The organism is Streptomyces sp. CNH287 (genome assembly GCF_000424825.1).
Genome location: NZ_AUKQ01000004.1, coordinates 470,017 through 495,860, shown reverse-complemented (window position 1 = coordinate 495,860; position 25,844 = coordinate 470,017). Strand labels below are relative to the sequence as shown.

Genomic DNA, 25,844 nt, shown 5'->3' with positions numbered 1-25,844 from the left:
CGCACCCGGGCTGACGGCGCCGCTCCGCCCTACCGGCGCGGCGCGGTGGTACGCATGACCCCATGGAGTGGTTCGCGGCACCCGAGCTGTGGCTGAGCCGGCTGCTCGTGCAGCGGGCGCTGGCCGGTGTGTACGTGGTCGCGTTCGTGTGCGCGGCGCTCCAGTTCCGTCCGCTGGCGGGCGAGACGGGGCTGCTGCCGGTGTCGCGCTTTCTGCGCCACGCGCCCTTCCGGGCGGCGCCGAGCCTCTTCCAGTGGCACTACTCCGACCGCTTCTTCGGGGTGGTCGCCTGGTCGGGTGCCCTCCTGGCCGCCGCGGTCGCCGCGGGCGCCGCCGACACCGTGCCGCTGTGGGCCGCGATGCTGGTGTGGGCGCTGCTGTGGGCGCTCTACCTATCGATCGTGAACGTCGGACAGCTGTGGTACGCGTTCGGCTGGGAGTCGCTGCTGCTGGAGGCGGGCTTCCTGGCCGTCTTCCTGGGCAACGAGCGCGCCGCGCCGCCGGTGCTCGTGCTGTGGCTGCTGCGCTGGCTGCTCTTCCGGGTGGAGTTCGGGGCGGGGCTCATCAAGTGGCGCGGCGACCCCTGCTGGCGCCGGCTCACCTGCCTGTACCACCACCATGAGACACAGCCGATGCCCGGCCCGCTGAGCTGGTACTTCCACCGGCTGCCCAAGCCGCTGCACCGCGCCGAGGCAGCGGCCAACCACGTCACCCAACTGCTCGTCCCGTTCGCCCTCTTCCTGCCCCGGCCCGTGGCCGGGGCCGCGGCCGTCCTCATGATCGTCACCCAGCTGTGGCTGGTGCTCTCCGGCAACTTCTCCTGGCTCAACTGGCTGACCATCGCCCTCGCCCTGTCCGCCCTGGACACCGCGGCGGTCACCGCGCCGCGCGCGTACGGCCCCGTACCGCCCTGGTACGCGGCGCTGGTGTGCGCCGTCACGGCGCTGGTCGCGGTGCTCAGCTACCGGCCCGTGCGCAACCTGCTGAGCCGGCGCCAGCAGATGAACCGGTCCTTCGACCCGCTGCACCTGGTCAACACCTACGGCGCCTTCGGCAGCGTGACCCGGCTGCGGCACGAGGTCGTCATCGAGGGCACGGACGCGGCGGAGCCCGGGCCCGGCACCCGCTGGCGCGAGTACGGCTTCCGCGGAAAGCCCGGGGACGTGCGGCGGCGGCCGCGGCAGTTCGCGCCGTACCACCTCCGGCTGGACTGGCAGCTGTGGTTCGCGGCGCTCTCCCCCGCCGCCGCGCGCGGCTGGCTCACCGCATTGGCCGCCCGCCTGCTGGCGCACGACGCGCCGACACGGCGCCTGCTGCGCTTCGACCCGTTCCCGCACTCCCCGCCCACCCACGTGCGGGTGCTGCTCTACCGCTACCGCTTCACCACCTGGCGGGAGCGGCGGGAGACCGGGCACTGGTGGCACCGCACGCTGGTCGGCGAGATCCTCCCTCCGGCCTCCGGGGCGGATCTGACGGCACGGTGACATCTGCCGCCGCCAGCGCGGAACGCGGCGCCCGGCGGCCTACGGTGGAGCGGTGAGAGCAATCCGGCCCGGCCGATCCGCCCCGCGCTGCGGATCCGCCCCGGCCGCCGGGGGGAGCCAGGCACCCGAGGCGGCCGAGACGACCGCTGCGCCTGGGACGACCGCGTCCGCCGAGGCCGCCGGGGCCGCGCCGCGCGCCCGGTCCGCCCGGCGGGACCTGTACGCGGCAGCCGCCGCGGTCCTCCTCTTCACCGCCGCCCTGCTGGTCGGCCGGTCCATCGAGGAGCACCAGGGGACCCTGCACCTGCGCTGGCCCCCGCTGTACGCGTACTGGCTGCCGCACTGGGGACCCGGCACCCCCGCGGCGGCGGCCGTGGCCGTGGCGGTGGTGGCGTACGGGCCGGTGCTCGCCGCCCGGCTGCGCTGGCGGACGCTGCTGCCCGCCGCGTGGGGCGCCTCGATGGCCTGGATCTGGTCGCTGGCGCTGATCGACGGCTGGCACCGCGGTGCGGCCGAACGGCTGACGACGAAGTACGAGTACCTCCAGGCGGTCGACCGGGTGCGGGAGTCAGGCCTGGGCACCACGCTGCGCACCTTCACCGACCACATCCTGCTGGGCCCCGACCACTGGCCCGCCCACGTCGCCGGGCACCCGCCGGGAGCGGTGCTCACCTTCGCCGGGCTGGACGCCGTCGGGCTGGGCGGCGGCGCGTGGGCGGCGGCCTGGTGCGTCACCGTGGCCTCCTCGGCGGCCGTGGCAGTGCTGGTGGCCGTGCGGGCGCTGTGCGGGGAGGCGACGGCGCGGCGTGCGGCGCCGTTCCTCGTGCTGGCGCCGGCCGCCGTCTGGCTCGGGGTGTCGGCCGACGGCTACTTCGCGGCCGTCAGCGCCTGGGCGGTGGCGCTGCTGGCGCTCGCGGCGACCCGCGCGGTGCGCGCGCCGCGGGCGGCGGCGCTGGGCTCCGGTGTGCTGTTCGGACTGGTGTGCCACCTGTCGTACGGCCTGGTGCTGATGGGGGTGGTGTGCCTGGGGGTGCTGGCGTCGGCCCGTACGCTGCGCCCGGTGCCGTACGTGCTGCTGGGCATGGCCCCGTGGTTCGCCGCGTTCACCGCGGGCGGGTTCTGGTGGTACGACGGGTACACCACCCTGGTCGAGCGCTACTACCAGGGCGCGGGCGGCATCCGGCCCGCGAGCTACTTCGTCTGGGCGAACCTGGCCGCCAACGTGGCCGTGGTCGGCCTCGCGGTGGTGGCCGGGCTGCGCCGGACCTCGGCGGCCCTGCCCGGCGCCGTACGGGGGCTGCGGCACGCTCCGGCCACCGGGAGCGCCGCGCTGGCCCTGCTGGTCACGGCGGCCGGGTGCGCCCTACTGGCCGCGGACCTGTCGGGCATGAGCAAGGCGGAGACCGAGCGCATCTGGCTGCCCTTCACCCTGTGGCTGCTCCCGGCGGCGGCACTGCTGCCCGCACGCGGCGCCCGCTGGTGGCTGGGTGCGCAGGCCGCCCTCGCGCTGACCGTGAACCATCTGGTGATCACCGGCTGGTAGGAGGCCGTACCCCGCCGACGCGGGATGACGGTGTCTCAATTCCCTTGTGCACAGCGGAGAACGCCGCCGAATTGATCGAATGGGCGCCCTGGCACCGCGTGTCGTCGGCCACCTCCGGGCCGGTTCCCTTTGCGATTCCGGGCGAGGCATTCCGCGAGGATTCCCGGCGCATTCGCCAGGGCGCGCTCGGGATTTCGGCGAGGGTGCGGAGGCCTCGTCGCCACCCGCCGCCGCCGGTGATTTCCGGTTCGCCTTCCGCTTTTCGGCCGCCCGGCACGGCAGGCGCCCGCCCGCCCGCTCGACGTACGCGTTCCGTAAGGCTCCGGCTACCGGAATCCGGCCGCCCTTCGGGTTCTGATGGAGGGTATGAAGTCCCTTTCACCGCCCCGCTTCCACGGACGGCTGCATGATCCCCGTACGGCCACGGTCATCGGGCGGTGGCTGGGCGCCGCCGTGCTGGTCTGCTTCGTGACGGGTCTGATCAGCCATGTGCTCCAGGAACCGCCGCGCCTGCTGGCCGACCGGCTGCCGTCCCGTCCGGCGGGCGGCTACCGGATCACCCAGGGCGTGCACGTCGCGACCGGCATCGCGGCGATCCCGCTGCTGCTGGCGAAGCTCTGGGCGGTCTATCCCCGGCTGTTCGCCTGGCCGCCCGTACGCGGCGTACGGCACGCGCTGGAGCGGCTCGCGGTCGGCGTGCTCGTCGCCGCCGCGCTGCTCCAGCTCTTCCTCGGGCTGGTCAACATCACGCAGTGGTACCCCTGGCCGTTCTCCTTCCGGCCGGTGCACTGGGCGCTGGCGTGGGTGCTCACCGGCGCGCTGCTGCTGCATCTGGCCGTCCAGGCACCGCGGATCGCCGCGCACTGGCGGCGGCGTTCGGCGGGCACCAGGCGGCTGCCCGACGAGCCGCACGACCAGCCCGACCGGCGCGCGCTGCTGCTGGGCGTCGGCGCCGCCGTGGGCGCGGTGACCGCCGTGACGGCCGGTCAGACGCTGACCCCGCTGCGCCCGCTGGACCTGCTCGCGCCGAGGCACCCCGACCACGGCCCGCAGGGCCTCCCCGTCAACCGTACGGCCGCCGCCGCCCGCGTCTCCCCCGCCGCCGTACGCGACTGGCGGCTGCGGGTGGCGGGGCCGCGCCCGTACACGCTCACCTGGGCGCAGCTGGCCGCGCTGCCGCAGCACGAGGCCGAGTTGCCGATCGCGTGCGTGGAGGGGTGGAGCGCCATGGCCCACTGGCGGGGCGTGCGGATGCGCGACCTGCTGGACCGCGCCGGCGCCCCGCCCGGTGCCACCCTCCGGATCGTCTCGCTCCAGCGCCGTGGCGGGTACGGCGTCTCGCAGATGGGCGCGTCCTATGCCCGCGACCCGCTCACGCTGCTGGCCCTGCGGCTGAACGGCGAGGTGCTCGACGCCGACCACGGCTACCCGGCGCGCGTCATCGCGCCGAACCGGCCCGGTGTGCTCCAGACCAAGTGGGTCACCCGGATCGAGGTGCTGCGGTGACCGGGCTGCGCGTGGCGCTCGCGGTGGCGGGCACCGCGCTGCTGGGGTGGGGCTGCTGGCTGCTCGTCGTCGACACCTCGCCGGGCACCCCGGGGCAGACCGTGCTCTGGCTGGTGGGCGCGGTGGCGGTGCACGACGGCCTGCTGGCTCCGCTGGTGCTGCTGACCGGTGCGGTGCTGGTGCGTCCCTTCGGACGGGTGGGCGGCGTGCGGCGGCTGCCGGGCGCGCTGCGCGGCGGGCTGATCGTCGCGGGCTGCCTCACGGTGGTGGCGCTGCCGCCGCTGCTGCGCCAGGACGACCCGCGCTACACCTCCTCGCTGCCGCTGGACTACACGGCCAACTGGCTCCTCCTGCTCGCGCTGACCGCCGTGGTGACCCTGGCGCTGCTGCTCGGGCCCCGCACGGCCGTGCGGGTCAGCGCCGCGGCCGAGCGGCGGCGCACGCGGCGGGAGGAGCGGGCACGGGCGCGGGAACAGCAGCGGGCCCGGGCGCGCGAGCGGGACGAGGGGCGCCCCGGCCGGGCGGAGGACGGCGGAGGCGACGGCGGGCCGGGCGGCACGCCGCCTCCGCCCGGCCGCTGACCAGGCGCTGCGGTGCGGCGGCCCGCACCGCCCCGCCCCGCACCGCACCGTCAGCTCGCGCGGTGCAGCGCCAGGAAGGCGCGGTCGCGCACCGACCACTGCGTGCTCACCGCCCACCCCTGCGCCTGCGCCCGGTGGCGCAGCGCGTCGGGCCCCAGCCGCGCCCAGGGGAACGCCGGACCGTGCCCGCCACTGCCGTCGTCCAGACGAACCTCGACGTGCTCCTCCACGTCGGCCGGCGCCGCCTCGGCGAGCAGCAGTCCGCCGGGCGCCAGAAGATCGGCGACGCGTGCCAGCAGTACGCCCGGGTCGCCGCCGATGCCGATGTTGCCGTCCAGGAGCAGGGCGCTGCCCCAGCGGCCCTCACCCGGCAGTTCGTCGAAGACCGAACGGCACAGCGCGTCCACCCCGCGCCGCCGGGCGCGTGCGACCGCCTCCGGGGAGGTGTCGATCCCCAGTACGGTGCTGCCCCGCCGCGCGAGGGCGGCGGCCATCCGGCCCGGTCCGCAGCCGATGTCCAGGACGGCGCCCGCGCAGCGCCGCAGCACCGTCAGATCGGCCGCGTCCGCCCGTGCGCACCAGCGCTCCACCTCCAGCGGCAGCAGCCAGCCGTCCGTACGGCGCAGGAAGAGCGGGCCGCGGCCGGTGCGCAGCGCGTCGCCGTACAGGTCCGGGTGCCAGGGTGGCGAGGGCTGTGAGGGCCGTGAGGACCGCGAGGGGGCGCTCACCGGGCGGCCTCCGGCTGAAGCCGCGCGAAGACGGCGGCGAAGCGGCTGCCGTTCCCCGCGCCCACGCCGCCCGTGCCGCCTGCCGTGTCTTCCCCGTCCGCCACGTCTGCCCCGCCTCCCGGCTCTGCCGCCGCTGCGGCCCGCTCGCACAGGGCGGCGATCTCGGCGGCGTCCCGCGCGGTGTCCACGTCGCTGAGCACGGGCAGCTCCCGTACGGCCAGTCCGGCCGCCAGGAGCCGGTGCCGCTGCGCCGCACCGGTGTCGGGGGCGGACATGGGGACACCCCGCACCAGCGCCGGATCGGGCACGGCCAGGCCGAGCGCCCAGAATCCGCCGTCGGCGGCGGGCCCGAACCAGGCGTCGCACCCGTCCCAGGCGTCCGGGGCCAGCGCGGGCCACAGCAATGTGCGGGTGAGCTGCGGGGTGTCCATGCCGACGATCAGCGCGGGCCCGTCGCACAGGGCGAAGGCGGCGGCGATGCGCTCGTCCAGTCCGCCGCCGCTCTGCGGCACGACCTCGAAGCCCTCGGGCAGCCAGGGCCCCGGGCGGCCGGCCAGCACCAGCACGCGGCGCCGTACGGGCAGCCGGGCGGCCAGCTCCAGGGTGTCGGCGAGCGCCGCCTCGGCCAGCAGCGCCGCCTGCTGGGGCGTGTACGGCGGGGTGAGCCGGGTCTTGACCCGGCCGGGCACCGGTTCCTTGGCGATCACCAGCAGCGTCGTGCCGCCCGACCGCGGGCCGCCGGTCACCGCAGCACCGCCCGCATGTCGCGTACGGCCTGCCAGGTGCCCCGCCAGGTGCCGGTCACCTTGGAGACGCCGGTACGCGGCAGGTAGTCGACCTCCGTCTCCTCGATCCGCCAGTCCTCGTCGGCGGCGCGGACGACCATCTGCAACGGGTAGCCGCTGCGCCGGTCGGTGAGGCCGAGCGCGACCAGCGGCTGGCGCCGGGCCACACGCAGCGGCCCGAGGTCGTGCAGCCGGACGCCGGTGCGGCGCCGCACCATCCGCGACAGCGCCCGGTTCCCGGCCCGCGCGTGCAGCGGCCACGCGCCACGCGTGGTGGGCCGTCGGCGCGCCAGCACCAGGTCGGCCCGCCCCGCCCGCACGGGGGCGGCGATCCGCGGCAGCGCGCCGGGGTCGAGGGTGGCGTCGCAGTCGCAGAAGGCGACCAGTTCGGCCTCGGCCGCGAGCAGCCCGGCGTGGCAGGCGGCACCGAAGCCGCGGCGCGGTTCGTCCACCACGACGGCGCCGTGCGCCTGGGCGATCCGGGCCGAGCCGTCGGTGGAGCCGTTGTCCACGACGAGGGCACGCCAGCCGTCCGGGATGCGGCCGAGTACCCAGGGCAGCGCCTCGGCCTCGTTGAGACAGGGAAGGACTACGTCCCCGTACAGAGGCGGAATGTTGGTCATCTCCCACACCCTACGAACGCGGAACGGACGAAACGGACTCTCCCTCCTTACGAAACACGGACATCGGCCACTCCGCCGCCGGACGGCCCCCCGGCGAGGGCGCGGAGCTGCGAAAGTCGGCCGTATGCAGCAATCAGCACAGCGGCGTGTCCTGGTCGTGGACGACGACCCCACGGTCACCGAGGTCGTCGCGGGCTACCTCGACCGTGCGGGTTTCCTCGTCGACCGCGCCGGGGACGGGCCCGCCGCACTCGCCCGCGCCCAGGCGGCGCCGCCCGACCTCGTGGTCCTGGACCTCATGCTGCCCGGTCTGGACGGCCTCCAGGTGTGCCGGCGCCTGCGCGCCCGCGGGCCGGTGCCGGTGGTGATGCTCACCGCGCGGGGCGACGAGGAGGACCGCATCCTGGGGCTGGAGGTGGGTGCGGACGACTACGTGACCAAGCCGTTCAGCCCGCGTGAACTGGTGCTGCGGATCGAGTCGGTGCTGCGCCGGGCGGGCGCGCCCGGCCTCGGCGGCCCGCGTTCGCGCGGCGGCGGGATCACCCTGGACCCGGCGGCCCGTACGGCCTCCGACGCGCGGGGGCCGCTGGCGCTCACGCTGCGCGAGTTCGACCTGCTGGCGCACTTCCTGCGGCATCCGGGGCGCGCCTTCAGCCGGGAGGAGCTGATGTCGGCGGTGTGGGGGTGGGACTTCGGCGATCTGTCGACGGTGACCGTGCATGTGCGGCGGCTGCGGCACAAGGTGGAGGGCGATCCGGCGCACCCGCGTCTGATCAGGACCGTGTGGGGGGTGGGGTACCGCTTCGACGCGGAGGACTCCGGCCCGGCGGCCTCCGGCGGGGACGGCCATCCCGGTGGCCCGGCCCGTCCCCTCGACGCCCCGGGCGGCGGTGGCGCCGGTGCGTGACCTGCTGCTGATCGCGCTGTACGCGGCGCTGGGCGCCGCCGCGGCCGGGCTCGCGGGCGCGCTCGCGCTGCGCGTGGTGCGCCGCCGCTCGGTGGGGGTCTCCCTGGCCGTGCTGACCGCCGTCGCGGTGGGGGCGATGCTCGCCGGGACGCTGACGGTGGCGCGGGCGATGTTCCTCTCCTCGCACGACCTGACGGTCGTGACCACGGTGTGCGCCGTCGCCGCGGCGGCCTCGATGCTCACCGCGCTGCTGCTGGGCCGCTGGGTGATCGGCGGCCACCGCGCGCTGGAACAGGCCGCACGCACCCTCGGCGAAGGCCGCGGATTCACCCGCCCGAGCGCCCCGATGTCCGCCGAACTCACCTCACTCGCGCGCCAGTTGGCCGACGCGAGCGAGAAGCTTGCGGTGGCACGGGAGCGCGAGCGGGCCCTGGAGGAGTCGCGCCGCGAGCTGGTGGCCTGGATCTCGCACGACCTGCGCTCCCCGCTGGCGGGCCTGCGGGCCATGGCGGAGGCCCTGGAGGACGGCATCGCGGACGATCCCGCCCGCTACCACCGGCGGATACGGGGCGAGGTGGAGCGGCTCTCCTCGATGGTCAACGACCTGTTCGAACTCTCCCGCATCCAGGCGGGGTCACTCGCCCTGAGCCCCACCCGGATGTCCGTCTACGACCTGATCAGCGACGCCATCGCCGGTGCCGACCCGCTGGCGGCCGAGCGCGGCGTACGCCTGGCCGACGACGGCGTGGAGCCGGTACCGGTGGAGGTGGACGGCAAGGAGATGACCCGCGTACTGGCCAACCTCCTGGTCAACGCCATCCACCGGACGCCCGCCGACGGCACCGTCGCCGTCGCCGCCCGGCGCGAGGCGGACGGCGTGGTGCTGTCGGTCACGGACGGCTGCGGCGGTATTCCGGTCGACGACCTGCCCCGGGTCTTCGACACCGGCTGGCGCGGCACCCACGCCCGCACCCCGCCCGCGGGGGCGGGTCTCGGGCTGGCCATCGTGCGGGGGATCGTGGAGGCGCACGCGGGCCGGGCGGCCGTACGCAACGTACCGGGCGGCTGCCGCTTCGAGGTCACCCTCCCCGCCGCGTGAAGTGAGGCCGCCGAGAGGGCTGTCAGTGGCCGCGCTTACGGTGTGGCCACTGGACCTGCCGGAAAACGCCGCGGGTCCGCCCAAGGGGAGGGGTCTGCCATGGCTGCCACGGCCACCGGGTCCACGGCATCGACGACGTATCTGGAGCTGTCGCAGGAAGGCGGCGGCGCGCACAAGTTCTACGAAGTGTCCGTCGACGGCCAGGTGGTGACGGTGCGGTACGGGCGGATCGGCGCCGCCGGGCAGACGCAGACCTCGACGTTCCCCACGCCGGAGAAGGCGCGGGCCGCCGCGGCGAAGAAGCTCGCGGAGAAGGCGCGCAAGGGATACGCCCCGGCCGTCCCCGGCCAGCGTGCCCCGCGCGCGGTCTCCCGCCGCCAGGTGACCTCGGCGCCGTCCACCGCGCGCGCCGCCGCCCCCGTGCTGTGGCGGTTCCGCACGGGCTCCTCGGCCTTCGGCATCCATGTCGACGACGAGCGCTGCTGGGTCGGCAACGAGGCGGGCGACGTCTTCACCCTCGACCACGAGGGCGGCGTACTGGCCCGCTTCGGCCTGCCGGACGGCGTCAAGTGCCTGGTCGCCGACGACTTCTGGATCTACGCGGGCTGCGACGACGGCCGGGTCTACGACCTGTCCTCCAAGCTGCCGTTCGCGGCGTACGACATCGCGGCGGACGTCGACATCTTCTGGCTGGACATCCACGAGGGCGTCCTGAACGTCTCGGACCGTGCGGGCCGGCTGACCGTCATCGACCACGAGGACGAGCACCAGTGGGCCCGCCGCAGCCAGGGCGAGTACGCCTGGATGGTCCGCGCCGACGGCCGCGCGGTCTACCACGGCCACCACCGGGGCGTCACCGCGTACGCGCCCGACGGGGGCGGCGAACTGTGGCACACACCCACCCGGGGCGACGTCCTGTTCGGCTGGCAGGAGGAGGACTCCGTGTACGCCGGGACGTCGCACCGCGTGGTCCAGCGGCTCTCCAAGACCGGCGGCGCGATCGAGGCCACCTACGCCTGCGACAGCCCGGTGTACTCGTGCGCCACCTCGCCCGGCGGACGGTTCGTCTTCGCCGGGGACTCGGCCTCGTCCGTCTACTGCTTCGACCGGGACGGCACCCGCCTGTGGAAGCTCGGCACGGGCGAGGGCTCGGCCCTGTCGATGCAGTACCACGACGAGCGGCTCTACCTGGTCACCACGGCCGGCTCGCTGGTGTGCGTGGATGCGAGCGAGGCGGCCATCGCCGCGGCGCAGCAGGGCACGGTGCCGGTGGCGCGGGACGTCAAGCTCGCCGCGGCGCTCCCGACCTACGCACCGGCCACCGCCGTCGACGCGGTCACCACGATCGCCCAGGCCCCCTCCGGAGCGATCGTGGTCGAGTGCTTCCAGGAGGCTGGCACCCTCCGCGTGCACGTCGTGTCCCAGGGCTACGACCCCGCCTGGAACGTCCAGTTCCCGCGCGCGATACGCGAGCCCGGCGCGCGGTACGTCGTGGACGCCCTGCACGTGGCGGCGGGCGGCTTCTACCGCGTCCGCGGCGACATCCGGCGACTCCGGTGACGGTGGGGCGCGGCCGGGCCCGCAGGGCACGGAGGCTTTGGCGGTCCCGGCCGCGCTGACCCCCGAGCGGGAGGGCGGAGCGCCGTCGGTGCCTACCGGCCTCCCGCCTGCCCGCCTCCCGCCTGCCCGCCTCCCACCTGCCCGCCTCCCACCTGCCCCGAGCGGCGGCCCGGACGCAGCGGCGCGTGCGCGAACTCCTTCATGCCCTCCTCGAACCCGACCCGGGGCCGCCAGCCCAGCTCGTCGCGCAGCCGCTGCGAGGACGCGGTGATGTGCCGGACGTCCCCGAGCCGGTACTCCCCCGTCACCACGGGCACCGGCCCGCCGTACGCCGCCGCGAGCGCGCCCGCCATCTCCAGGATCGTGTGCGGCTCGCCACTGCCCGTGTTGTACGCCCGCAGACCGCCCTCGGGCAGCTCCCGCCCCGTCGGCCCGGCCAGCGCCTCCAGCGCGGCCACGTTCGCCGCCGCCACGTCCCGTACGTGCACGAAGTCGCGGCGCTGCGCCCCGTCCTCGTAGACCCTCGGCGGTTCACCGCGCTCCAGCGCGGAGCGGAAGAAGGAGGCGACGCCCGCATAGGGGGTGTCGCGGGGCATCCTGTCGCCGTACACGTTGTGGTAGCGCAGGCTGATCGCACGGCCGCCGGTGGCACGTGCCCAGGAGGCCGCCAGGTGCTCCTGGGCCAGCTTGGTCGTCGCGTAGACGTTGCGCGGGTCGGCGGGGGCGTCCTCGCCGACCAGGCCCGGATCGAGCGGGTCGCCGCAGTGGGGGCAGGTCGGCTCGAACCGGCCGGCGTCCAGATCCCGTACGGACCGGGGGCCGGGCCGCGCCACCCCGTGGCTCCGGCAGACGTACCGGCCCTCCCCGTAGACCACCATCGAGCCCGCGAGCACGAGCGCGCGCACCCCGGCCGCGGCCAGCTGCTCCAGCAGCACCGCGGTGCCCAGGTCGTTGCAGCTGACGTAGGCGGCGGCGTCGGCGAAGCCGTTTCCCAGGCCGACCATGGCGGCCTGGTGGCAGACGGCGTCCACCCCCTTCAGCGCGTCGGCCATGGCCGCGGCGTCCCGTACGTCGCCGCTGACGACGGGCGGCGAGCCCGCGTCCGAGGCCGCCGAAGCCGCCGTGTCGAGGGGGACGGGCTCGTGACCCGCCTCCCGGAGAGCGTCCACGATGTGCGAGCCGATGAAGCCCGCTCCGCCTGTGACCAGTACGCGCATGAGCCCACGCTAGGGCCGCACGTCCCGCACAGGCGGGCGCCGCTCCCAGGCGTCAGAGGTCCGTAAGGTCTGACCACCACCCCGGTCACAGCCCCTGCCCCGGGGTGCCGCCCCCCGGGGCGCGCGATCACCTCACAGAGTGCGGTATTGTTCTCATGCCCGACCGGCACGGGGGAAACCCCAGGCCGCACGGGTCACCGGGACGTGGCGCAGCTTGGTAGCGCACTTGACTGGGGGTCAAGGGGTCGCAGGTTCAAATCCTGTCGTCCCGACGGTGTTTACGCAGGTGAGGGGCTCATCTCCTAAATGGAGGTGAGCCCCTCAGCTATGTGCGGTGCCTTCTGGGAGCCAGCTGGGAGACGACTCCCACAGAGCCGTCATGCACCGCTTCCCGCTCCCGCAGCAGCCGCTCCAGCACCGGCACCGCCGAGGTCCGGCACAGGGCCAGGCGCTCGTCCAGCGACACCTCCCACTGCTCTGTCAGGGCATCCACGAGCCTGATCCGCATGGAGTCCGTCACGTGCGCGTACCGGCCCGACACCGAGCTGTCCGAGTGACCCATCCGCTCGTCCATGAGCACCTTGGGCGTGCCCAGGTCTTCCATCAGCGTGCGGTGGGCGTGCCGCAGGCCGTGCCGCGTGAGACCGTGCCGGATCGGCAGCCAGCACGCCTCCGCCCGCGCGGCCGAGCCGCGCCCGCGAACGGGTACGCCCGGCCACGGAGTCGCGGTCACGGGCACCGGCCGCCGCTCGTACGGCGCCTTCGGCGGGTACCAGCCCGTCGCGGCAGGCTCAAAAACCCAGGTCGAGTACCCGGATCGTTTCCAGTGGACCCCGTCCCCAGAGATGCCCGTCCGGCGCACGAACCCGAGCTGGGCGACGGCCTTCTCCACCCGCGCCCGTGTCAGCTCGGAGACGCGGGTGGGCCGGTTCAGGACGTTGGAAACGGTGCCGGCGGAGACGCCCGCCTCGCGGGCGACGTCGGCCAGTGTCGCGCCGTCCCTGCGCGCTCCTCCTCCGGCCGGGCCACGGCCGCGGTAGACGTAGGCGCGGCCGTGGCATGGACACTTCGCCGGGGCCGCGGCCCCGGCGACGAGGCGGGCGAGCCACTCGGGGGTATCGATGCCCCGGTAGCTGTCGTCCTTGGGCGGGCAGCGCACCAGCGCGCCCGAGTCGAGTTCGTAGAGCTGCCACTCGACGCGGATCAGCCGCTCGCGGACGTACTCGGGCTCCAGGCCGACGACTTCACCCCAGCGCATGCCGGTGTAGAACTTCATGATCGTGGCGACGAACTCATCGCCCCGGCCGGTCAGTAGCGATGCCCGTTCGGCGAGCAGCAGTGCGCCCAGCGGGCCCGTGATCGCCTTCTCGGGCCCGCGGGCGGATGTCCGCCCGGCGCGCTTACCTCGATTGCGGCGGCGGGCCGCCGGATTGGAGCCGATCAGCCCTTGATCTACGGCGTCGCCGAGTATGAGGTGCAGCAGGGAGCGGTATGCGTCAACGCTTGTGGCCCCCTCCGCTCGCTTGGCACGCTCCCAGGACTCGACGTGCTTTCGGGTGATCGCCGCGAGCGCCATGTCGCCGAAGGTCGGCAGCAGATGCTTGAGGCTGTGCCCGTACGTCTGAAGCGTCGAGTCAGCGAGTTCCTGCTCGGCGTACCAGCCCTCGTCGGTGGTATCGGGCTCGCCGAGGACGAACTCGTGGAAGGTGATGCGGCCGACTTCGGGTGCGACCCACCCCCCGCGGCCTACGGCGGCGTCCGCTTCCCGCTCAGTCTCCTGGCCGGCCTTCAGTGCGGTGCGCTTGGTGGGGAACTTGATGGCCTTGCCGTCTGCGCCGCAGACGGTCCCCGTCTTGCCGTCGGGCCGCTTGTAGCGGGCCCGGTAGTAGTCCTTGCCGTCTCGGCCCCTGCGCTTCTCCGGGTATGCCACTGCGTGCTGCTCTCATCCGTGGAGAGCTGCGCGGCACCCCGGTGAGATCCGGGGTGGTGGGGGGGACGCAGCGTCTCAGCTAAGTCACCTGCTGGGGAGTCCATCCCCATGTCCCCCTGTCTCGTCGTTGAGCTGTACTTCCAATCTGTGGGCCTCCTCTTCGGTGAACGTGTCGGCGCAGAGGTACACGTCGGCCCGGTTGGGTCCGGTGGGCTCGATCCACATGCGCACGCCGTGCGGCATGCCCTGGACGCGGTGGACGCGGGCCCGGTGGAGTGTCCGCATAGATCCCCCAGACCTAGCGGTGGTCCCCTCACTCTGAGAAATCACATCAGACCATATGAGTGACGGGTTGTGTAGGTATGGGGGCAAAGAATCTGAACCCTGTACTACTGCCCGGGAGTTGACGTGTCGTCATCTTCCAGACGTCGCAGGTCTGGCTCTCGGTCGCGCCATTCCCGCAGCGCACGGTGCAGGTCCTCGTCACTCGCGTCCGGCTGGCCGCGTACGACGATGGTGGCGGTGAGGGCGCCGCCAGCGGTCGGCACGGTGATCACTTTCGAGTCCAGCAGCGGCCCTTCACCGAGCGCGTGCCTCACTGCGAGTGACAGGTCATCCGCGTCGGGCGAGAACGCCCCCGCAGGCGGAATCTGGGTGTCGGCGCCTGAGGGCGGCTCGCCGCGCATGGTCGGCTCGCCGCCTGCAAGTACAACCTCGGGCGAGTCATCAGTCCAGCCGACGAGGCGTGCGTACTCCCTGATCGTCAGCGTCATCTTCGCGACGCTGCCCTGCTCGATGTTGCGAATCGCCCCACGCCCCACACCTACGGCTTGGGCAACATCCTGCTGCTGAAGGCCGCGATGCCTACTCGCCGCCTTCAGTTGTGCGCCCAGTCGCGCCCAGTCTCGGGTCATGCGGCACATCATGCCGCATCCGAATGCACCACGGCAGGCCACATCTCGCCTAGTGAGCAGCGCATTCGCAGCGCACGGGTTGCACGCGACGAACGCAGAGTGCGCCCCGAGTGCACTACACGCGTCACCATGTGCATTCTCTGTACGTAAACTGAGCACAGACACTTGCCATCGTGCACCCTGAATGCCTAGTCTCTGAACGTGACACCAAACGGCACCGCCATTCGAGCCCACCGGAAGGTCCAGAGACTGAGCATCCGTGGCCTTTCGCAGCTCACCGGACTTGATCACGGATACCTGTCTCGCCTGGAGCGGGGACTGATCAAGGAACCATCCGCCGACAGGCTTCTCCGCATCGCGGAGGCGCTGGGGGTGCCGCCCGCAGACATCACCCGAGGAGAAGACGTGTCCACCACGGCCACGCACAAGCCCCCCGCCCCGGACCCCACCAGCGAGTCCGAGCTGCGGCGCTACACCCCCGAGGAAGTCGTCGAGAAGCGGCTGATGCCGTACGGCAGCCCGCGCGTTCTGAAGATCAAGGCGTACCGACGTGAGGTGCACCACCACAACGACGGTGGCCGGATCACATTCACCGCCGAGGACATCCGCCTCAACTCGGTGCTCGGTGCGGTGCAGCCAATCAGCGCCTGACCCCCCACGTACAAGCGGGGCCGCCCGGCTGATCCCCGAGCGACCCCTGACCCACCCACAACCTCGAAAGGACGGGCCATGACCGCCAAGGTTATCCCGCAGACCGCCCCGGCCACCGCGCTGGTGCAACTCCTCACCTCTCAGCCTGATCTCGCCGGCCGGTTCCCCGCGAGCTGGAGCATCGACCAGGAGCGGCCCGTCCTGCGCGGCTGGCTCCAGGGCGCGTACGCCAACTTCGAGGCGCTGGGCGCCTACGCCCATGCCCTCGGCGGCTGCATCCGGCCGCGTGGACGCGACTACGAGCACGGCGGCGAGCGGTACCGCAGCCACGTGCTGACCACGGTGTGGCGGGATGTGCGCATCGAGGTGACCGCGATCATCCCGCTGGCGGTGTCGGACGCGTACCTGAGTGAGGGCCGTGCGGCTGAGCAGCACCACCAGCTGGTGGACCTGGATCGGGACTCGGTGTGCCGCACGGCTGACCTCGGGGTGACGGCGTGAGTACCGCGAGGGCGCTGAACGCGCTGGCAGGCGTGATCCACCGGGCGCTGGCGCAGGATCGGACGCCGATGGGCATCGCGTTCGCGGTCGACGCGGCCGGAATGCACCAGACACCGGAGGGTGCCGCCGCGCTGGAGCGCGATACGCGGGAGCAGGTCGCTGCCGCGATCGAGGAGCGGGGCCGCGCGTTGCTGCCGGGCCACCCCGTATACCCGTACGTGCGGGTGTTCGCAGCGCTGGCGCGGGGCACCGAGACGCACGAGGACGTCCCGGAGCTGCTCGCCGAGATCGACCGGCTGCGCGCCGAGCTGGCCGCCCGCCCCCGCCGCGCCGAGGTGCTGCGCGAGGCTGGCACTGCGGTCGGTGAGGTAGCCGAGGAACTCCGCTCCAGGGGCGGTGACCTGGCCGAGGACCGCGAGTGGGCTGCCGCGCAGGCAGCCCAGGCGCTGTACGGCATGGCCGACGACGCCGAGCAGGACACCGGAGACGTGCCGCCGCTGGAGCTGCGCTGGTCGCCGCAGGACATCGAGTGGGGCGACGACGACTCGGTGACGGTGCTGCTGTCCGGCCCGTCCGGCGGGCCGTACGTGCTGGAGCTGGACCCGGAGCGGGCCGCCGCACTCCGCGCCGACCTGGCCGGGCCGGTGCCGTACGAGCTGGGCGAGGGCGCGGCCGTGTGCTGTCACCTGCACCGGGCGGACGGCTGCTGTGACCCGGAGGACTGCGGGCCGTGCTGCGAGTCGTGCCCGTCCTGCCCGACGCTCGCCCGGCAGCGCGCTGCCGAGGACCAGGCCGCGCGCGACGAGACGACGGGCGGTGCGTCGTGACGCAATCCATCTGGGACATCCTCTGGACCGTCCTCGCCTCCATCGCCCTGTTCGGCGGCACCGTTGCGCTCGTCTTCGTCGCGGTGCCGACCGCGGGTGACCTGATCGGCGACTGGCGCCACCGCCGCGCCGACCGGCGCGACAACCCCGCCCGGCACCGCTCGGGAGACCCCCGATGACGCCCGCCCAGCGCGCCGCGCAGCGCATGGCCGACATCCTCCTCCTGTGGCCCGCCCACGACGCCGCCACCGCCGCTGACCGGGACACCGCGCTCGCTGACGCGCGGGCCGCCGTGTGCCTGGCCCGCGGTGTGCCCGCCGCTGACGTCGACCCCGGCGCGGGCTACGACGTCTCCTACCGCGCCTACACCGCCTGCCGCGCCTCGTGGCGGCACCACATCAGCCAGCGGGGGCTGGACGAGTTCTCTCGCCGGGACCTGGCCGCGGCCATCGCCCTGTGGGCGGCGTGCCGCCCTGAGTACCTCACCGGCGACGACTGGCTCACCGGGATCGCCACCGAAGGCGGTAGCCAGTGACCGCCCGCCTCGACCTGCTGCGGCACGAGGTCGCCCGCGCCGGCGGGCAGTGGACCACCGGCCGCGTCATGCGGCTCTACCGGACCACCGGAGCCGCCCCCGGCCGCGCCACCGCGCGCGGCGACCTCAAGACGCTCGCCCGACGGGGCGCCCTCACGCTGCACGACGCCCACGGGCGCCGCTACTACACCGCCCGCCCGAGGCCACGCCCAGAAGACGCCCATGGCCCGCTGGCACCGCTGGGCCAAGCCCACCCAGCCCCAGATCCTCACCCGCATGCGCGCCCGCCGCGCAGCACGTACCGGAGGCAGCGCATGAGCATGACACTCCTCGATCGCCTGGTCCTGGACGGGACTGGCATCTACCCGCGCATGATCCACCTCGCCGACGGGGACGGCCCCGGACGCAGCAAGTACTGGATGTCGGTGACGTCCATGCCCTGCCCTGACGGTGAGCACCCGGCCGATGGCCAGTTCAACTGGTTCGACGTCCTGCTGGGCACGTACGTGATCCCGCCCGCGTCGTGGGCTCCGTACGCCGACCCCGAGGGGTCGGGCGACTACCGGTCCGTGCCGTCTCACCTGCTGCGGTCCCTGATCGCTGAGCACGGCGGGGAGCTGAGTCGATGACCACCACCGTGCTGGCCGGGGCCGCTTCGGCCCCGGCCGCCGTCGTCGGCTGGTTCGAGCCCGGGTCGCCGGAGTGGCACGCGGCCCGAGCGGCGGGGATCGGCGGGAGCGAGATCGCCGCCGTCCTCGGCCTCTCCCCCTACGAGTCCCCGTTCTCGCTGTGGCACCGCAAGCGCGGCACGGTGCCGCCGCCGGAGGAGACGGAGGTCATGTACTGGGGGAAGCGCCACGAGCCCACCATCTGCGACGAGTTCGCCCGGCGGCACCCCGAGGTGGTGCTGCACCCGGCGCCCACCTACGCCGCCGCCGGCCGCCCCTGGCACATCGCCAACCCCGACCGGCTCGCCGTCGCCGCAGACGGCGCGGTCGAGATCGTGGAAGCCAAGACCAGCCGGGATGACGAGGGCTGGGGCGAGCCCGGTACCGATGACATCCCGGTGCACTACCGGGCGCAGGTCCGCTGGTACTGCGCAGCACTCGGCGCCCGACGGGCCCATGTGGCGGTGCTGATCGCCGGGTGCGAGTACCGCGAGTACGTCATCGAGCCGGACCAGGCCGACACCGAGCTGATGCTCACCCGCGGCGCCGCGTTCATGGCGTCCCTGGCCGCCGGTACGCCGCCGCCGATCGACGGCCACACCGCCACCTACCAGGCCGTCAAGGCCATCCCGGACGGCATGGACGACGTCGACGTGCCCATCCCCGAGCAGCTGCGGGGCCGCTTCCACGCCGCGCAAGACGGCGCGTGGGCGGCCGAGGACGAACTCACCGCCTGCAAGTCCCTGCTGCTGGACGCGATCGGCACCGGCCGCCGCGCCACCTACGAAGGCGACCGGATCGCCACCCGCACCGTCCGCGGAGGACGCACCTACCAGCTCCTGCCCGCCCGCACCCGAAGGAACGCCCGATGACCGAGAACACCGTGACCGCCGCTGTCGCCGTCCGCGACACCGGCCCGGCCGCCATGGTCGAGCAGTACCGCGACGAGTACGCCGCCCTGATGCCCTCCCACATCAATCCCGACCAGTGGGTGCGCCTGGCGGTCGGCGCGATCCGCGGCGACGTCAAGCTCGTCCAGGCCGCCACCAACGACATCGGCACGTTCCTCCGCGAGCTGCGCACCGCCGCCCGCCTCGGGCTGGAGCCGGGCACTGAGCAGTTCTACCTGACCCCCCGCAAGGTCAAGGGGCGGATGGTCGTCAAGGGCATCGTCGGCTACCAGGGGTTCATCGAGCTGATCTACCGGGCTGGGGCCGTCTCCAGCGTGATCGTGGAATCCGTCCGCGAGCGTGACTCCTTCCGGTACGTCCTGGGCCAGGACGACCGGCCCGTCCACGATGTCGACTGGTTCGGCGGGGACCGCGGTGACCTGGTCGGCGTGTACGCGTACGCGGTCATGAAGGACGGCGCCACCTCCAAGGTGGTCATCCTCAACCGCCAGCAGGTGATGGAGGCCAAGGCCAAGTCGGATGGCCGCAATTCGGAGTACTCCCCGTGGAACACGAACGAGGAGGCGATGTGGCTCAAGACCGCCGTGCGCAGGCTCACGAAGTGGGTTCCCACGAGCGCGGAGTTCCGTCGGGAACAGCTGCGTGCTGCGGCGGAAGTCGCGGGCGAGCTGGCCGCCGCGGACGCGCCGATGCCGCCGCAGCCCGTGGAACTCGCCGACGACGAGGGTCCGATCGACGCGGAGTTCGTGGACGAGCCCGCGGCCGGCTGGCCGGCCGCTGCTCAGCCTGGCTCGGGCGGTGCCCAGTGACCGCGCTCGCCTTCACCGACACCGAGACCACCGGCCTGGACCCGCGCCTGCACGACGCGTGGGAGATCGCCGTCATCCGCCGCGAAGCGGACGGCACCGAGCGCGAGTACCTGTGGCAGGCCCGCGTGCCGCTGCACTTCGCCCAGCCCGAAGCCCTGACCATCGGCGGCTACTACCAGCGGCACGCCGTCCAGGGCCCCTACCCGGCTGCGGACATGACGTGCTCGCCCCCTGGCGCGCTGGGGCCGTACGAACTCGCCGGTGAGATCCGCCTCGCGCTGGAGGACGCGATCCTGATCGGCTCGAATCCCGCTTTCGACGCTGCGTTCCTCGCCAAGATCCTGCGCGCCAGCGGCATGCAGCCGCCCTGGCACTACCGGACGGTCGACGTGACGACGCTGGCGGCCGGGTACATGCACGGCGCCCGCGATGGCGCCCAGGACCCCGGCAGGAAACCGGCGCCGGCTGTGCCGTACTCCTCGCACGGCGTGTCCCGCGCGGTGGGTGTCGAGCCGCCGGGCTGGGGTGTGGCGCACACCGCGATGGGTGACGCCCGCTGGGCCCGCGACGTGTACGACGCGGTCACCCGCGGGCCGGGCGAGGTGACGACGTGACGACCGCCCTGTACGTGGCCGCCTTGTGGCTGGGCGCGTCGCTCGCCGCCGCCGGCGCCTGGGCCCGCGCGGCCCGGCTGCGCCGCCGCCTCCATCACCTCGACCGGCCGCGGGTCGCCCGCTGGCTGACCGAGGACGAGGTCATCGCGGCGCTTCGCGAGCGTGCGTACGCGGACGCCGCCGCCCTCGAGGCGGCTGACGTGGCGTGGATGCCCTGCGCTGACCGCGGCCCCTCCGAGGCCCCGCACGAGCCGTCCGGCGACGGCGAGTACACGTGCGCCCTGTGCGGCGCCGTCACCCACCTCACCACCACCACGGAGGACTGACCCATGTCTGAGCAGCCCGAGACCACCGCCCCGCGGTGCCCCTGCGGCGGGGACATGGAGACGTGCACGTGCGGCACCGGCCGCCCCCTCCCGCGCCCCCGCCCGTACGCAGGCAGTGCACGGTGACCGCCCCGCAGACGCGCCAGGAGTGGAACCGGGGCATGACCGGGCCCTCCGCGCCGGGCCGGGAAGTCACCCGCCCCGGAACGTGCACGGCCGAGCGGTGCGGCATCGTGGTCACCCCCGGCCGCCGCACCCCCACCCGGATGACCCGGGTACACATCACCAGCTCCCGTGAGCCCGCCCGCTGGTACTGCACGGGCTTCTGCGCCCTGTACGGGCAGGCCCTCGCCGAGCTGCGCCCGGCGGGAGATATCCGGTGACCACCCCGCAGATTGCCGCCCCCGCCACCACGGCGGGGGCGGCCCCCGCCCTCACCATCACCGTCCACGGCACCCCCGGCCCCCAAGGCAGCAAACGCCACGTCGGCCGCGGGGTGATGGTCGAGTCCTCCAAGAAGGTCAAGCCCTGGCGGCAGGACGTCAAAACGGCCGCGCTCCAGGCCATGCACACCGGCGACGAGACATGGCAGCCCCTGGACGGCCCCCTCTCCGTCGCCGTCACCTTCACCATCAGGCACCGCCCGACGAGTAAGCCGAGTTGGTGGCCGGCCGGAGTCCGCTGGTCCAAGACCTTGATGTGGCGGCCCGCCTCGATGCCGGACCTCTCGAAGCTGCTGCGGTCGACCGAGGACGCGCTCACCGACGCCGGGGCGTGGAAGGACGACGCCCGCGTGGTGGAGTACCGCCGCCTCGCTAAGCACTACGTCGGAGACGACGCGAGCGACGTGCTGCGCTCGGGGCCCGGCGCGGTCATCCGCATCTGGCGCATCGGAGGCGATGCCGCGTGAAGTACCAGCAGCCTCCCGAGCGCCTCACCTGGTACCACCTGGGCTACCTCCTGATGGCCGAGGCCGGAACCCTGACATACGACTTCGAGAGCTACCGGGTCCACGGCGTGTCCAACAACGCTGTGACCGGCCGCTGGTGCGGACTCCTCGCGTACGGCTGCGACGGCCTCGTCCTCACAGAGGAAGGCCGGAGGCGACTCGATGAGTGGAAGTCTTCCCCGGCCGGGCTGGCGTGGCTCGCCGAAGAAGCGGACATGGCCGAGGTCGAACGGGGTGAGACGGCGCCGCTGTCTGCCCCGGCCCAGCCTGTGGCCGCGGTGAGCCTGCCCGGGCCCGAAGGGCCGGACGCGCTGTTCGTGCTGCCCGACCATGAGGAGGTGCGGCGGTGAATCAGAACGCGACCGAGGCCGAGATCGCTGTCCTGCTGCATCAGGGCCTGACCAACACCGCCATCAGCCAGCGGCTGCGCTGCGACCGGCACCGCGTGGCCCGCATCCGCCGCGACCTGGGCATCCCGAACGTGTCCCCGCAGCCGCTGACGCTGGAGCAGAGGTGGCGGACGCTGACACGGCCCGTCAGGGGCGGGCACCTGGAATGGCTGGGCCAGCGACAGCCCGTCAGCCACACGCCGATCCTGAGCTACCGGGAGGAAAAGTTCACCGCGGCCCGGATCGCGTTCCGCATCCGCACCGGCCGAGACCCAGTCGGATACGCCCGCGCCGAGTGCGGCATCCCCCACTGCGTCGCCCCCGAGCACGTGGACGACACCGCCGCCCGACTCCGCACCAGGGAGCAGCTGCGGTACCTCACGGGCGGCCAGAAGCGGGCCGAGGAGTGCGCCCACGGGCACGACCAGGACGTCCACGGCCGGTACGCGCCGGACGGCACCACCTACTGCAAGGCGTGCAACCGCCAGCGGAAGCGGAAGGCGCCTCAGCCGGCGACGGGCGGTGCGTCATGACCGCCTGGCGCGCTGAGGAGCGCTGCGCCTGGCCGGACATCGACCCGGACGCGATGTACCCCTCGCCCGCCGACGCATCCGGTATCCGGGAGGCCCGCGAAGTGTGCGCGGCCTGCCCGATCCGTGTCCGCGCCGCCTGCCTCGCCGAGGCGATGCGGGACGAGGGCGGTCAGCGCGCCGAGTCGAGGTGGGGCGTACGCGGCGGCCTCACGGAGGACGAGCGCTCCCTGCTCTACCGGCGCACCCGCCGCGCCGAAACCAGGGCCGCCGCGTGACGCGGCGGGGTGCCGTGACCGTCACGGCGTGGCTGCGGGTCGACTGCGGCCAGCAGTCCCGCGGCGGCGCCAGCTGGGTGCGGTACCCCGCCGCCGACTACCTCTGCTTGCGCTGCGGCTGGGCGGACTCGGCCAGCGGGGACGCAGTGGCCGCCTTCGTCACCACCATCCGCCGCACCCACGCGGCCACCTGCACCCACCGGAAGGACATCCCGTGACCAAGCACATGGACGTCGGCCGCAGCTGGCGCACACCCATCAAACACGACTACCTGCGGAGCATCGTCGGCCAGGAGGCCGGGGTCATCCCGCGCCTCGGCGTTCGCCGCGGGATCTGGTACGACCTCACCGCGGGTGACGCCGCTCCCGTTGAGGGCGAGACCTGGTACCGCGCCTGCTCGCCGGGCATCCTCTCCTACTACGCGGCGACCTGCCGCATACCGGTGAGCGTTCGCCTCCACGAAATCGCCGTGGCCAACTACGACCGGCTCCTCGGGAATCTCGACGCGAACCTGCCGGGTCTCGGCTACCTCGCAGTTGGTTCCGAGACGTGGGCCCACCCGGTCAGCAAGTCCACCGTCGTCGCCCAGTTCGGCAGCGGCGCGGACGCCGACGTCACCGACATCGGCCGAGACACCGCCGTATTCGTCGTCAACGACCCGAACGCGATCACTGAGTGGGCGATGCGTTCCACCTTCGCGGCGGAGATTGCTTCCAGGGCAAGGCTGTTCCGCTGCCTGTCCACCATGGGGTGCAACCCGGCCGGCCTGAAGCGGAACAGCATCGACGTCCGCATCAAGTGGTTCTCCACTGTGCGGGAACAGCAGTACGCACTGCCCGAGTACCGCGACTTGTCACTCGCCGCGCTCGACCAGGACGAAGCGCAGTGGGCGTATCTCGTGGCGACAGCCGAGAAGTGGCGGCACAAGACCGACCACGCGGCCCGGAAAAGCGCGAAGGGCTGCAACCGGTCCGTGAGCATTGCTTGGTGGCGGCAGGACTGCGGCGAGTTCGACGACCTTCTCCTGCGGCTCTTCTTGCAGAAGTCGGAGCTGAAGCAGATCAGTGGCCGGGAACGCGAATGGATGGCGGCGAGCAGCGACCAGCGGCTCGCGATGATCCCGCGCCCCGTCGCGCCGACCGCCGATGCCCTGCCCGACTCCGGTGGGGACCTGACGCTGTTCGACCTGGACGCCGCGGCGTGACCCGCCACTACGCGCCACCCCGCCCCGGCGTCGACCAGCCGTACCGCACCTACGCCGAGTACCTGCGGCACCCGCGGTTCCTCACGGTGCGGCGCGCGGTGTTCGAGCGGGCCGGTGGCCGTTGCGAGCACTGCGGAGTGCGCCCGCCGACAGAACCGCACCACTGGCGCTATCCGCCCTGGGGCGCGTTCGACGTCCCGGAAAACCTTGCGGCGGTGTGCCACCGCTGCCACTGCAAGATCCACGGCAAGGAGAACTGACATGGCGAAGCTCGGGCCCTACGAGGTGCACCCGTTCGCTGACGCCTTCCCGCTGATCGACGGCGAGGAATTCGAAGAACTCGTCCGCGACGTCAAGCGCAACGGCCTGCGCGAGCCGATCGCCCTCAACCACGACCGGACGGTCCTGATCGACGGCCGCAACCGGTACCGGGCGTGCGAAGCAGCCGGAGCGGACCCGGTGTTCGAAGCCCTGCCGGAGCGCTACACCGAGGCGATGGTCCTCGACCTGATCGTGTCGAAGAACCTCGCCCGCCGCCAGCTCAACGCCGGACAGAAAGCGCTGATGGCACTGGAGTACGAGCGGCACTACTCGGCGGCAGCGAAGGAAGCGCAGCGAGCGGCTGGCCGTCAGACCGCAGAGAAGGTGAATGCGCAGGTCACAAGCTCGACGGTTCCCGCAGATCTGCGGGAAGCTGGACCGGACCGCCGCGAGCGGGAGTCGACCACTATGGCCGCGCGCGCTGTCGGCGCGTCGGGTCGGGCGGTGCAGCAGGCGAAGGCCGTCGTGCGGGACTCGCCGGATCTCGCCGCCCAGGTTCGTGCGGGTGCTCTGGCGTTGGACGCGGCGGACCGGCAGCGGAAGCAGCGCATAGCCGCCCTGCCCAAGCCCGAGCCCGCGCCGAAGCCCAGCCCGGTCACGCTCACCTTGCGCACCCACACCGGCGAGCCGGTGAACTACCCGCAGCCCGCCGCCAAGGCCACATTCAACGAGTCCCGCGGCACCGGCATCTCCTGGGCCGCCTGGTCCTGGAACCCCGTCACCGGCTGCCTCCACGGCTGCAACTACTGCTACGCCCGCGCCATCGCCACCGACGAGCGGTACGCCGGCGCCTACCCGACCGGCTTCACCCCGCTCTACCACCACGAGCGCCTCGACGCCCCGGCGAACACCGTCATCCCGGCCGCGTACCGCGACGACCAGCACCCCGGATGCGCCGACGGCGAATGCAAGGTGTGCGCCTACCGCCGCGTCTTCGTCTGCTCCATGGCCGACCTCTACGGACGCTGGGTCCCCGACGAGTGGATCCAGGCCGTCCACGCCTCCATGTGCGCCAACCCGGCCTGGCAGTACATCACCCTCACCAAGTTCCCGGCCCGCTACGTCGGGTTGGACATGCCGCCGGGCGCCTGGGTGGGCACCAGCGTGGACGAGCAGAAGCGCGTACGCATCGCCGAGAACGCCTTCCGGGAGATCGACGGTCCTGCGGTCAAGTGGCTGTCGCTGGAGCCCCTCAAGGAGCCGCTGGAGTTCACCGACCTGTCCGTCTTCGACTGGGTCGTCATCGGCGCGCAGACCGAGACGCGGCAGCCCGGCGGTGTCGTGCCCGCGTTCGCTCCGCCCTTCGACTGGGTCGCCCGCATCGTCATCCAGGCCCGCGAGGCCGGCTGCCGCGTGCACCTGAAGCCGAACCTCGTCAACGGCCGCCCCGGCATGCAGTTCCCGGACGAGTACCCGCTGCTCGATAGGCAGCGCGAGTAGCACCACCATCCCGG

At 73.4% G+C, this 25,844-nt stretch carries 32 protein-coding genes, 1 tRNA gene and 1 pseudogene; 28 read left to right on the top strand and 6 right to left on the bottom strand.

Features of this window, described 5'->3' with window-relative positions; all coding sequences use genetic code 11:
* The first annotated feature begins 62 nt into the window (after nt 1-62).
* From H299_RS0105390 to H299_RS32335, 4 genes are all read left to right on the top strand, one after another.
* Entirely contained in the window at nt 63-1,484 is a 1,422-nt protein-coding gene (locus tag H299_RS0105390; RefSeq protein WP_027747572.1) for a lipase maturation factor family protein, read from the top strand.
* Nucleotides 1,485-1,701: 217 nt separating this feature from the next.
* Nucleotides 1,702-3,027: a hypothetical protein gene (locus H299_RS32340; RefSeq protein ID WP_051262173.1), complete on the top strand. Its 1,326-nt coding sequence runs from the start codon at nt 1,702-1,704 to the stop codon at nt 3,025-3,027.
* Between the two features lie 357 nt (nt 3,028-3,384).
* The gene (locus H299_RS0105380) at nt 3,385-4,533 is read left to right on the top strand and encodes a molybdopterin-dependent oxidoreductase (protein ID WP_027747571.1); all 1,149 of its coding nucleotides are present in this window, start codon (nt 3,385-3,387) and stop codon (nt 4,531-4,533) included.
* Nucleotides 4,530-5,114, top strand: coding sequence for a hypothetical protein (locus tag H299_RS32335; protein WP_199782394.1), 585 nt, complete (start codon nt 4,530-4,532; stop codon nt 5,112-5,114). The genes H299_RS0105380 and H299_RS32335 overlap by 4 nt, the downstream gene beginning before the upstream one ends.
* 50 nt (nt 5,115-5,164) lie before the next feature.
* Here H299_RS32335 and H299_RS40225 read toward each other — a convergent pair whose 3' ends face one another.
* The 3 genes from H299_RS40225 to H299_RS0105360 are packed head-to-tail and all read right to left on the bottom strand — an operon-like array spanning nt 5,165 to nt 7,250.
* A complete protein-coding gene (locus H299_RS40225; protein WP_051262138.1) occupies nt 5,165-5,842 on the bottom strand; it encodes a class I SAM-dependent methyltransferase in 678 nt (225 codons plus the stop codon).
* Entirely contained in the window at nt 5,839-6,555 is a 717-nt protein-coding gene (locus H299_RS40220; protein WP_486587168.1) for a TIGR04282 family arsenosugar biosynthesis glycosyltransferase, read from the bottom strand. The genes H299_RS40225 and H299_RS40220 overlap by 4 nt, the downstream gene beginning before the upstream one ends.
* A gap of 29 nt (nt 6,556-6,584) precedes the next feature.
* Nucleotides 6,585-7,250 carry a glycosyltransferase family 2 protein gene (locus H299_RS0105360; protein WP_027747570.1) on the bottom strand — a complete coding sequence of 222 codons (666 nt, stop codon included), beginning with the start codon at nt 7,248-7,250 and terminating at the stop codon, nt 6,585-6,587.
* Between the two features lie 124 nt (nt 7,251-7,374).
* Between H299_RS0105360 and H299_RS32320 the strand changes: the two genes are divergently transcribed.
* From H299_RS32320 to H299_RS0105345, 3 genes are all read left to right on the top strand, one after another.
* Complete coding sequence (locus H299_RS32320) at nt 7,375-8,157, top strand: response regulator transcription factor (protein ID WP_051262137.1); 783 nt, start codon at nt 7,375-7,377, stop codon at nt 8,155-8,157.
* A complete protein-coding gene (locus H299_RS0105350; protein ID WP_027747569.1) occupies nt 8,150-9,256 on the top strand; it encodes a sensor histidine kinase in 1,107 nt (368 codons plus the stop codon). Before H299_RS32320 ends, H299_RS0105350 begins: the two co-directional genes overlap by 8 nt.
* A gap of 99 nt (nt 9,257-9,355) precedes the next feature.
* The gene (locus tag H299_RS0105345) at nt 9,356-10,816 is read left to right on the top strand and encodes a WGR domain-containing protein (protein ID WP_027747568.1); all 1,461 of its coding nucleotides are present in this window, start codon (nt 9,356-9,358) and stop codon (nt 10,814-10,816) included.
* 92 nt (nt 10,817-10,908) lie between these two features.
* Here the strand turns inward: H299_RS0105345 and H299_RS32315 are convergent, their stop codons facing one another.
* Complete coding sequence (locus H299_RS32315) at nt 10,909-12,033, bottom strand: NAD-dependent epimerase/dehydratase family protein (RefSeq protein ID WP_051262136.1); 1,125 nt, start codon at nt 12,031-12,033, stop codon at nt 10,909-10,911.
* 198 nt (nt 12,034-12,231) lie between these two features.
* Between H299_RS32315 and H299_RS0105335 the strand changes: the two genes are divergently transcribed.
* Nucleotides 12,232-12,305: transfer RNA gene (locus H299_RS0105335), tRNA-Pro, on the top strand.
* A 53-nt stretch (nt 12,306-12,358) separates the two neighbouring features.
* Here H299_RS0105335 and H299_RS32310 read toward each other — a convergent pair.
* On the bottom strand, nt 12,359-13,963 hold the full coding sequence (locus H299_RS32310) for a LacI family DNA-binding transcriptional regulator (protein WP_051262135.1): 1,605 nt from the start codon (nt 13,961-13,963) through the stop codon (nt 12,359-12,361).
* A 389-nt stretch (nt 13,964-14,352) separates the two neighbouring features.
* Nucleotides 14,353-14,877, bottom strand: a complete 525-nt coding sequence (locus H299_RS0105320; protein WP_158692278.1) for a helix-turn-helix domain-containing protein — start codon at nt 14,875-14,877, stop codon at nt 14,353-14,355.
* Nucleotides 14,878-15,078: 201 nt separating this feature from the next.
* On the opposite strand from H299_RS0105320, the pseudogene H299_RS40215 reads away from it, so the two are divergent.
* From H299_RS40215 to H299_RS0105225, 20 genes and pseudogenes are all read left to right on the top strand, one after another.
* Nucleotides 15,079-15,255 (top strand): annotated as a pseudogene (locus tag H299_RS40215) (helix-turn-helix domain-containing protein); the annotation flags it as partial.
* 27 nt (nt 15,256-15,282) lie between these two features.
* On the top strand, nt 15,283-15,528 hold the full coding sequence (locus H299_RS40210; protein ID WP_037757750.1) for a hypothetical protein: 246 nt from the start codon (nt 15,283-15,285) through the stop codon (nt 15,526-15,528).
* A gap of 78 nt (nt 15,529-15,606) precedes the next feature.
* Nucleotides 15,607-16,029: a hypothetical protein gene (locus H299_RS0105310; protein WP_027747565.1), complete on the top strand. Its 423-nt coding sequence runs from the start codon at nt 15,607-15,609 to the stop codon at nt 16,027-16,029.
* A complete protein-coding gene (locus H299_RS0105305) occupies nt 16,026-16,856 on the top strand; it encodes a hypothetical protein (RefSeq protein WP_027747564.1) in 831 nt (276 codons plus the stop codon). Before H299_RS0105310 ends, H299_RS0105305 begins: the two co-directional genes overlap by 4 nt.
* Complete coding sequence (locus H299_RS0105300) at nt 16,853-17,035, top strand: hypothetical protein (protein ID WP_027747563.1); 183 nt, start codon at nt 16,853-16,855, stop codon at nt 17,033-17,035. The genes H299_RS0105305 and H299_RS0105300 overlap by 4 nt, the downstream gene beginning before the upstream one ends.
* Nucleotides 17,032-17,391 (top strand): hypothetical protein, encoded by a 360-nt coding sequence (locus H299_RS0105295; protein WP_027747562.1) that lies wholly within the window; start codon nt 17,032-17,034, stop codon nt 17,389-17,391. Before H299_RS0105300 ends, H299_RS0105295 begins: the two co-directional genes overlap by 4 nt.
* Nucleotides 17,388-18,020 carry a hypothetical protein gene (locus tag H299_RS0105290; protein WP_027747561.1) on the top strand — a complete coding sequence of 211 codons (633 nt, stop codon included), beginning with the start codon at nt 17,388-17,390 and terminating at the stop codon, nt 18,018-18,020. Before H299_RS0105295 ends, H299_RS0105290 begins: the two co-directional genes overlap by 4 nt.
* Nucleotides 18,017-18,931, top strand: a complete 915-nt coding sequence (locus tag H299_RS0105285; protein ID WP_051262134.1) for a lambda-exonuclease family protein — start codon at nt 18,017-18,019, stop codon at nt 18,929-18,931. The genes H299_RS0105290 and H299_RS0105285 overlap by 4 nt, the downstream gene beginning before the upstream one ends.
* Nucleotides 18,928-19,779 (top strand): recombinase RecT, encoded by an 852-nt coding sequence (locus H299_RS0105280; protein ID WP_027747559.1) that lies wholly within the window; start codon nt 18,928-18,930, stop codon nt 19,777-19,779. The genes H299_RS0105285 and H299_RS0105280 overlap by 4 nt, the downstream gene beginning before the upstream one ends.
* On the top strand, nt 19,776-20,393 hold the full coding sequence (locus tag H299_RS0105275; RefSeq protein ID WP_027747558.1) for a 3'-5' exonuclease: 618 nt from the start codon (nt 19,776-19,778) through the stop codon (nt 20,391-20,393). Before H299_RS0105280 ends, H299_RS0105275 begins: the two co-directional genes overlap by 4 nt.
* Nucleotides 20,390-20,719 carry a hypothetical protein gene (locus H299_RS0105270; RefSeq protein ID WP_027747557.1) on the top strand — a complete coding sequence of 110 codons (330 nt, stop codon included), beginning with the start codon at nt 20,390-20,392 and terminating at the stop codon, nt 20,717-20,719. Before H299_RS0105275 ends, H299_RS0105270 begins: the two co-directional genes overlap by 4 nt.
* Nucleotides 20,720-20,880: 161 nt before the next feature.
* On the top strand, nt 20,881-21,102 hold the full coding sequence (locus H299_RS0105265) for a hypothetical protein (protein WP_051262133.1): 222 nt from the start codon (nt 20,881-20,883) through the stop codon (nt 21,100-21,102).
* Nucleotides 21,099-21,629 carry a RusA family crossover junction endodeoxyribonuclease gene (locus H299_RS0105260; RefSeq protein ID WP_027747555.1) on the top strand — a complete coding sequence of 177 codons (531 nt, stop codon included), beginning with the start codon at nt 21,099-21,101 and terminating at the stop codon, nt 21,627-21,629. The genes H299_RS0105265 and H299_RS0105260 overlap by 4 nt, the downstream gene beginning before the upstream one ends.
* Nucleotides 21,626-22,018, top strand: coding sequence for a hypothetical protein (locus tag H299_RS0105255; RefSeq protein ID WP_027747554.1), 393 nt, complete (start codon nt 21,626-21,628; stop codon nt 22,016-22,018). Before H299_RS0105260 ends, H299_RS0105255 begins: the two co-directional genes overlap by 4 nt.
* Nucleotides 22,015-22,590: a hypothetical protein gene (locus H299_RS32300; protein ID WP_051262132.1), complete on the top strand. Its 576-nt coding sequence runs from the start codon at nt 22,015-22,017 to the stop codon at nt 22,588-22,590. Before H299_RS0105255 ends, H299_RS32300 begins: the two co-directional genes overlap by 4 nt.
* Entirely contained in the window at nt 22,587-22,865 is a 279-nt protein-coding gene (locus H299_RS0105245; protein ID WP_027747553.1) for a WhiB family transcriptional regulator, read from the top strand. The genes H299_RS32300 and H299_RS0105245 overlap by 4 nt, the downstream gene beginning before the upstream one ends.
* Before the next feature lie 14 nt (nt 22,866-22,879).
* Entirely contained in the window at nt 22,880-23,083 is a 204-nt protein-coding gene (locus tag H299_RS32295) for a hypothetical protein (protein ID WP_158692276.1), read from the top strand.
* Complete coding sequence (locus tag H299_RS0105235; RefSeq protein ID WP_027747552.1) at nt 23,080-24,069, top strand: hypothetical protein; 990 nt, start codon at nt 23,080-23,082, stop codon at nt 24,067-24,069. The genes H299_RS32295 and H299_RS0105235 overlap by 4 nt, the downstream gene beginning before the upstream one ends.
* Nucleotides 24,066-24,329: an HNH endonuclease gene (locus H299_RS0105230; RefSeq protein ID WP_027747551.1), complete on the top strand. Its 264-nt coding sequence runs from the start codon at nt 24,066-24,068 to the stop codon at nt 24,327-24,329. Before H299_RS0105235 ends, H299_RS0105230 begins: the two co-directional genes overlap by 4 nt.
* Before the next feature lies 1 nt (nt 24,330).
* Nucleotides 24,331-25,830: a DUF5131 family protein gene (locus H299_RS0105225; RefSeq protein ID WP_027747550.1), complete on the top strand. Its 1,500-nt coding sequence runs from the start codon at nt 24,331-24,333 to the stop codon at nt 25,828-25,830.
* The last annotated feature ends 14 nt before the right edge of the window (nt 25,831-25,844 follow it).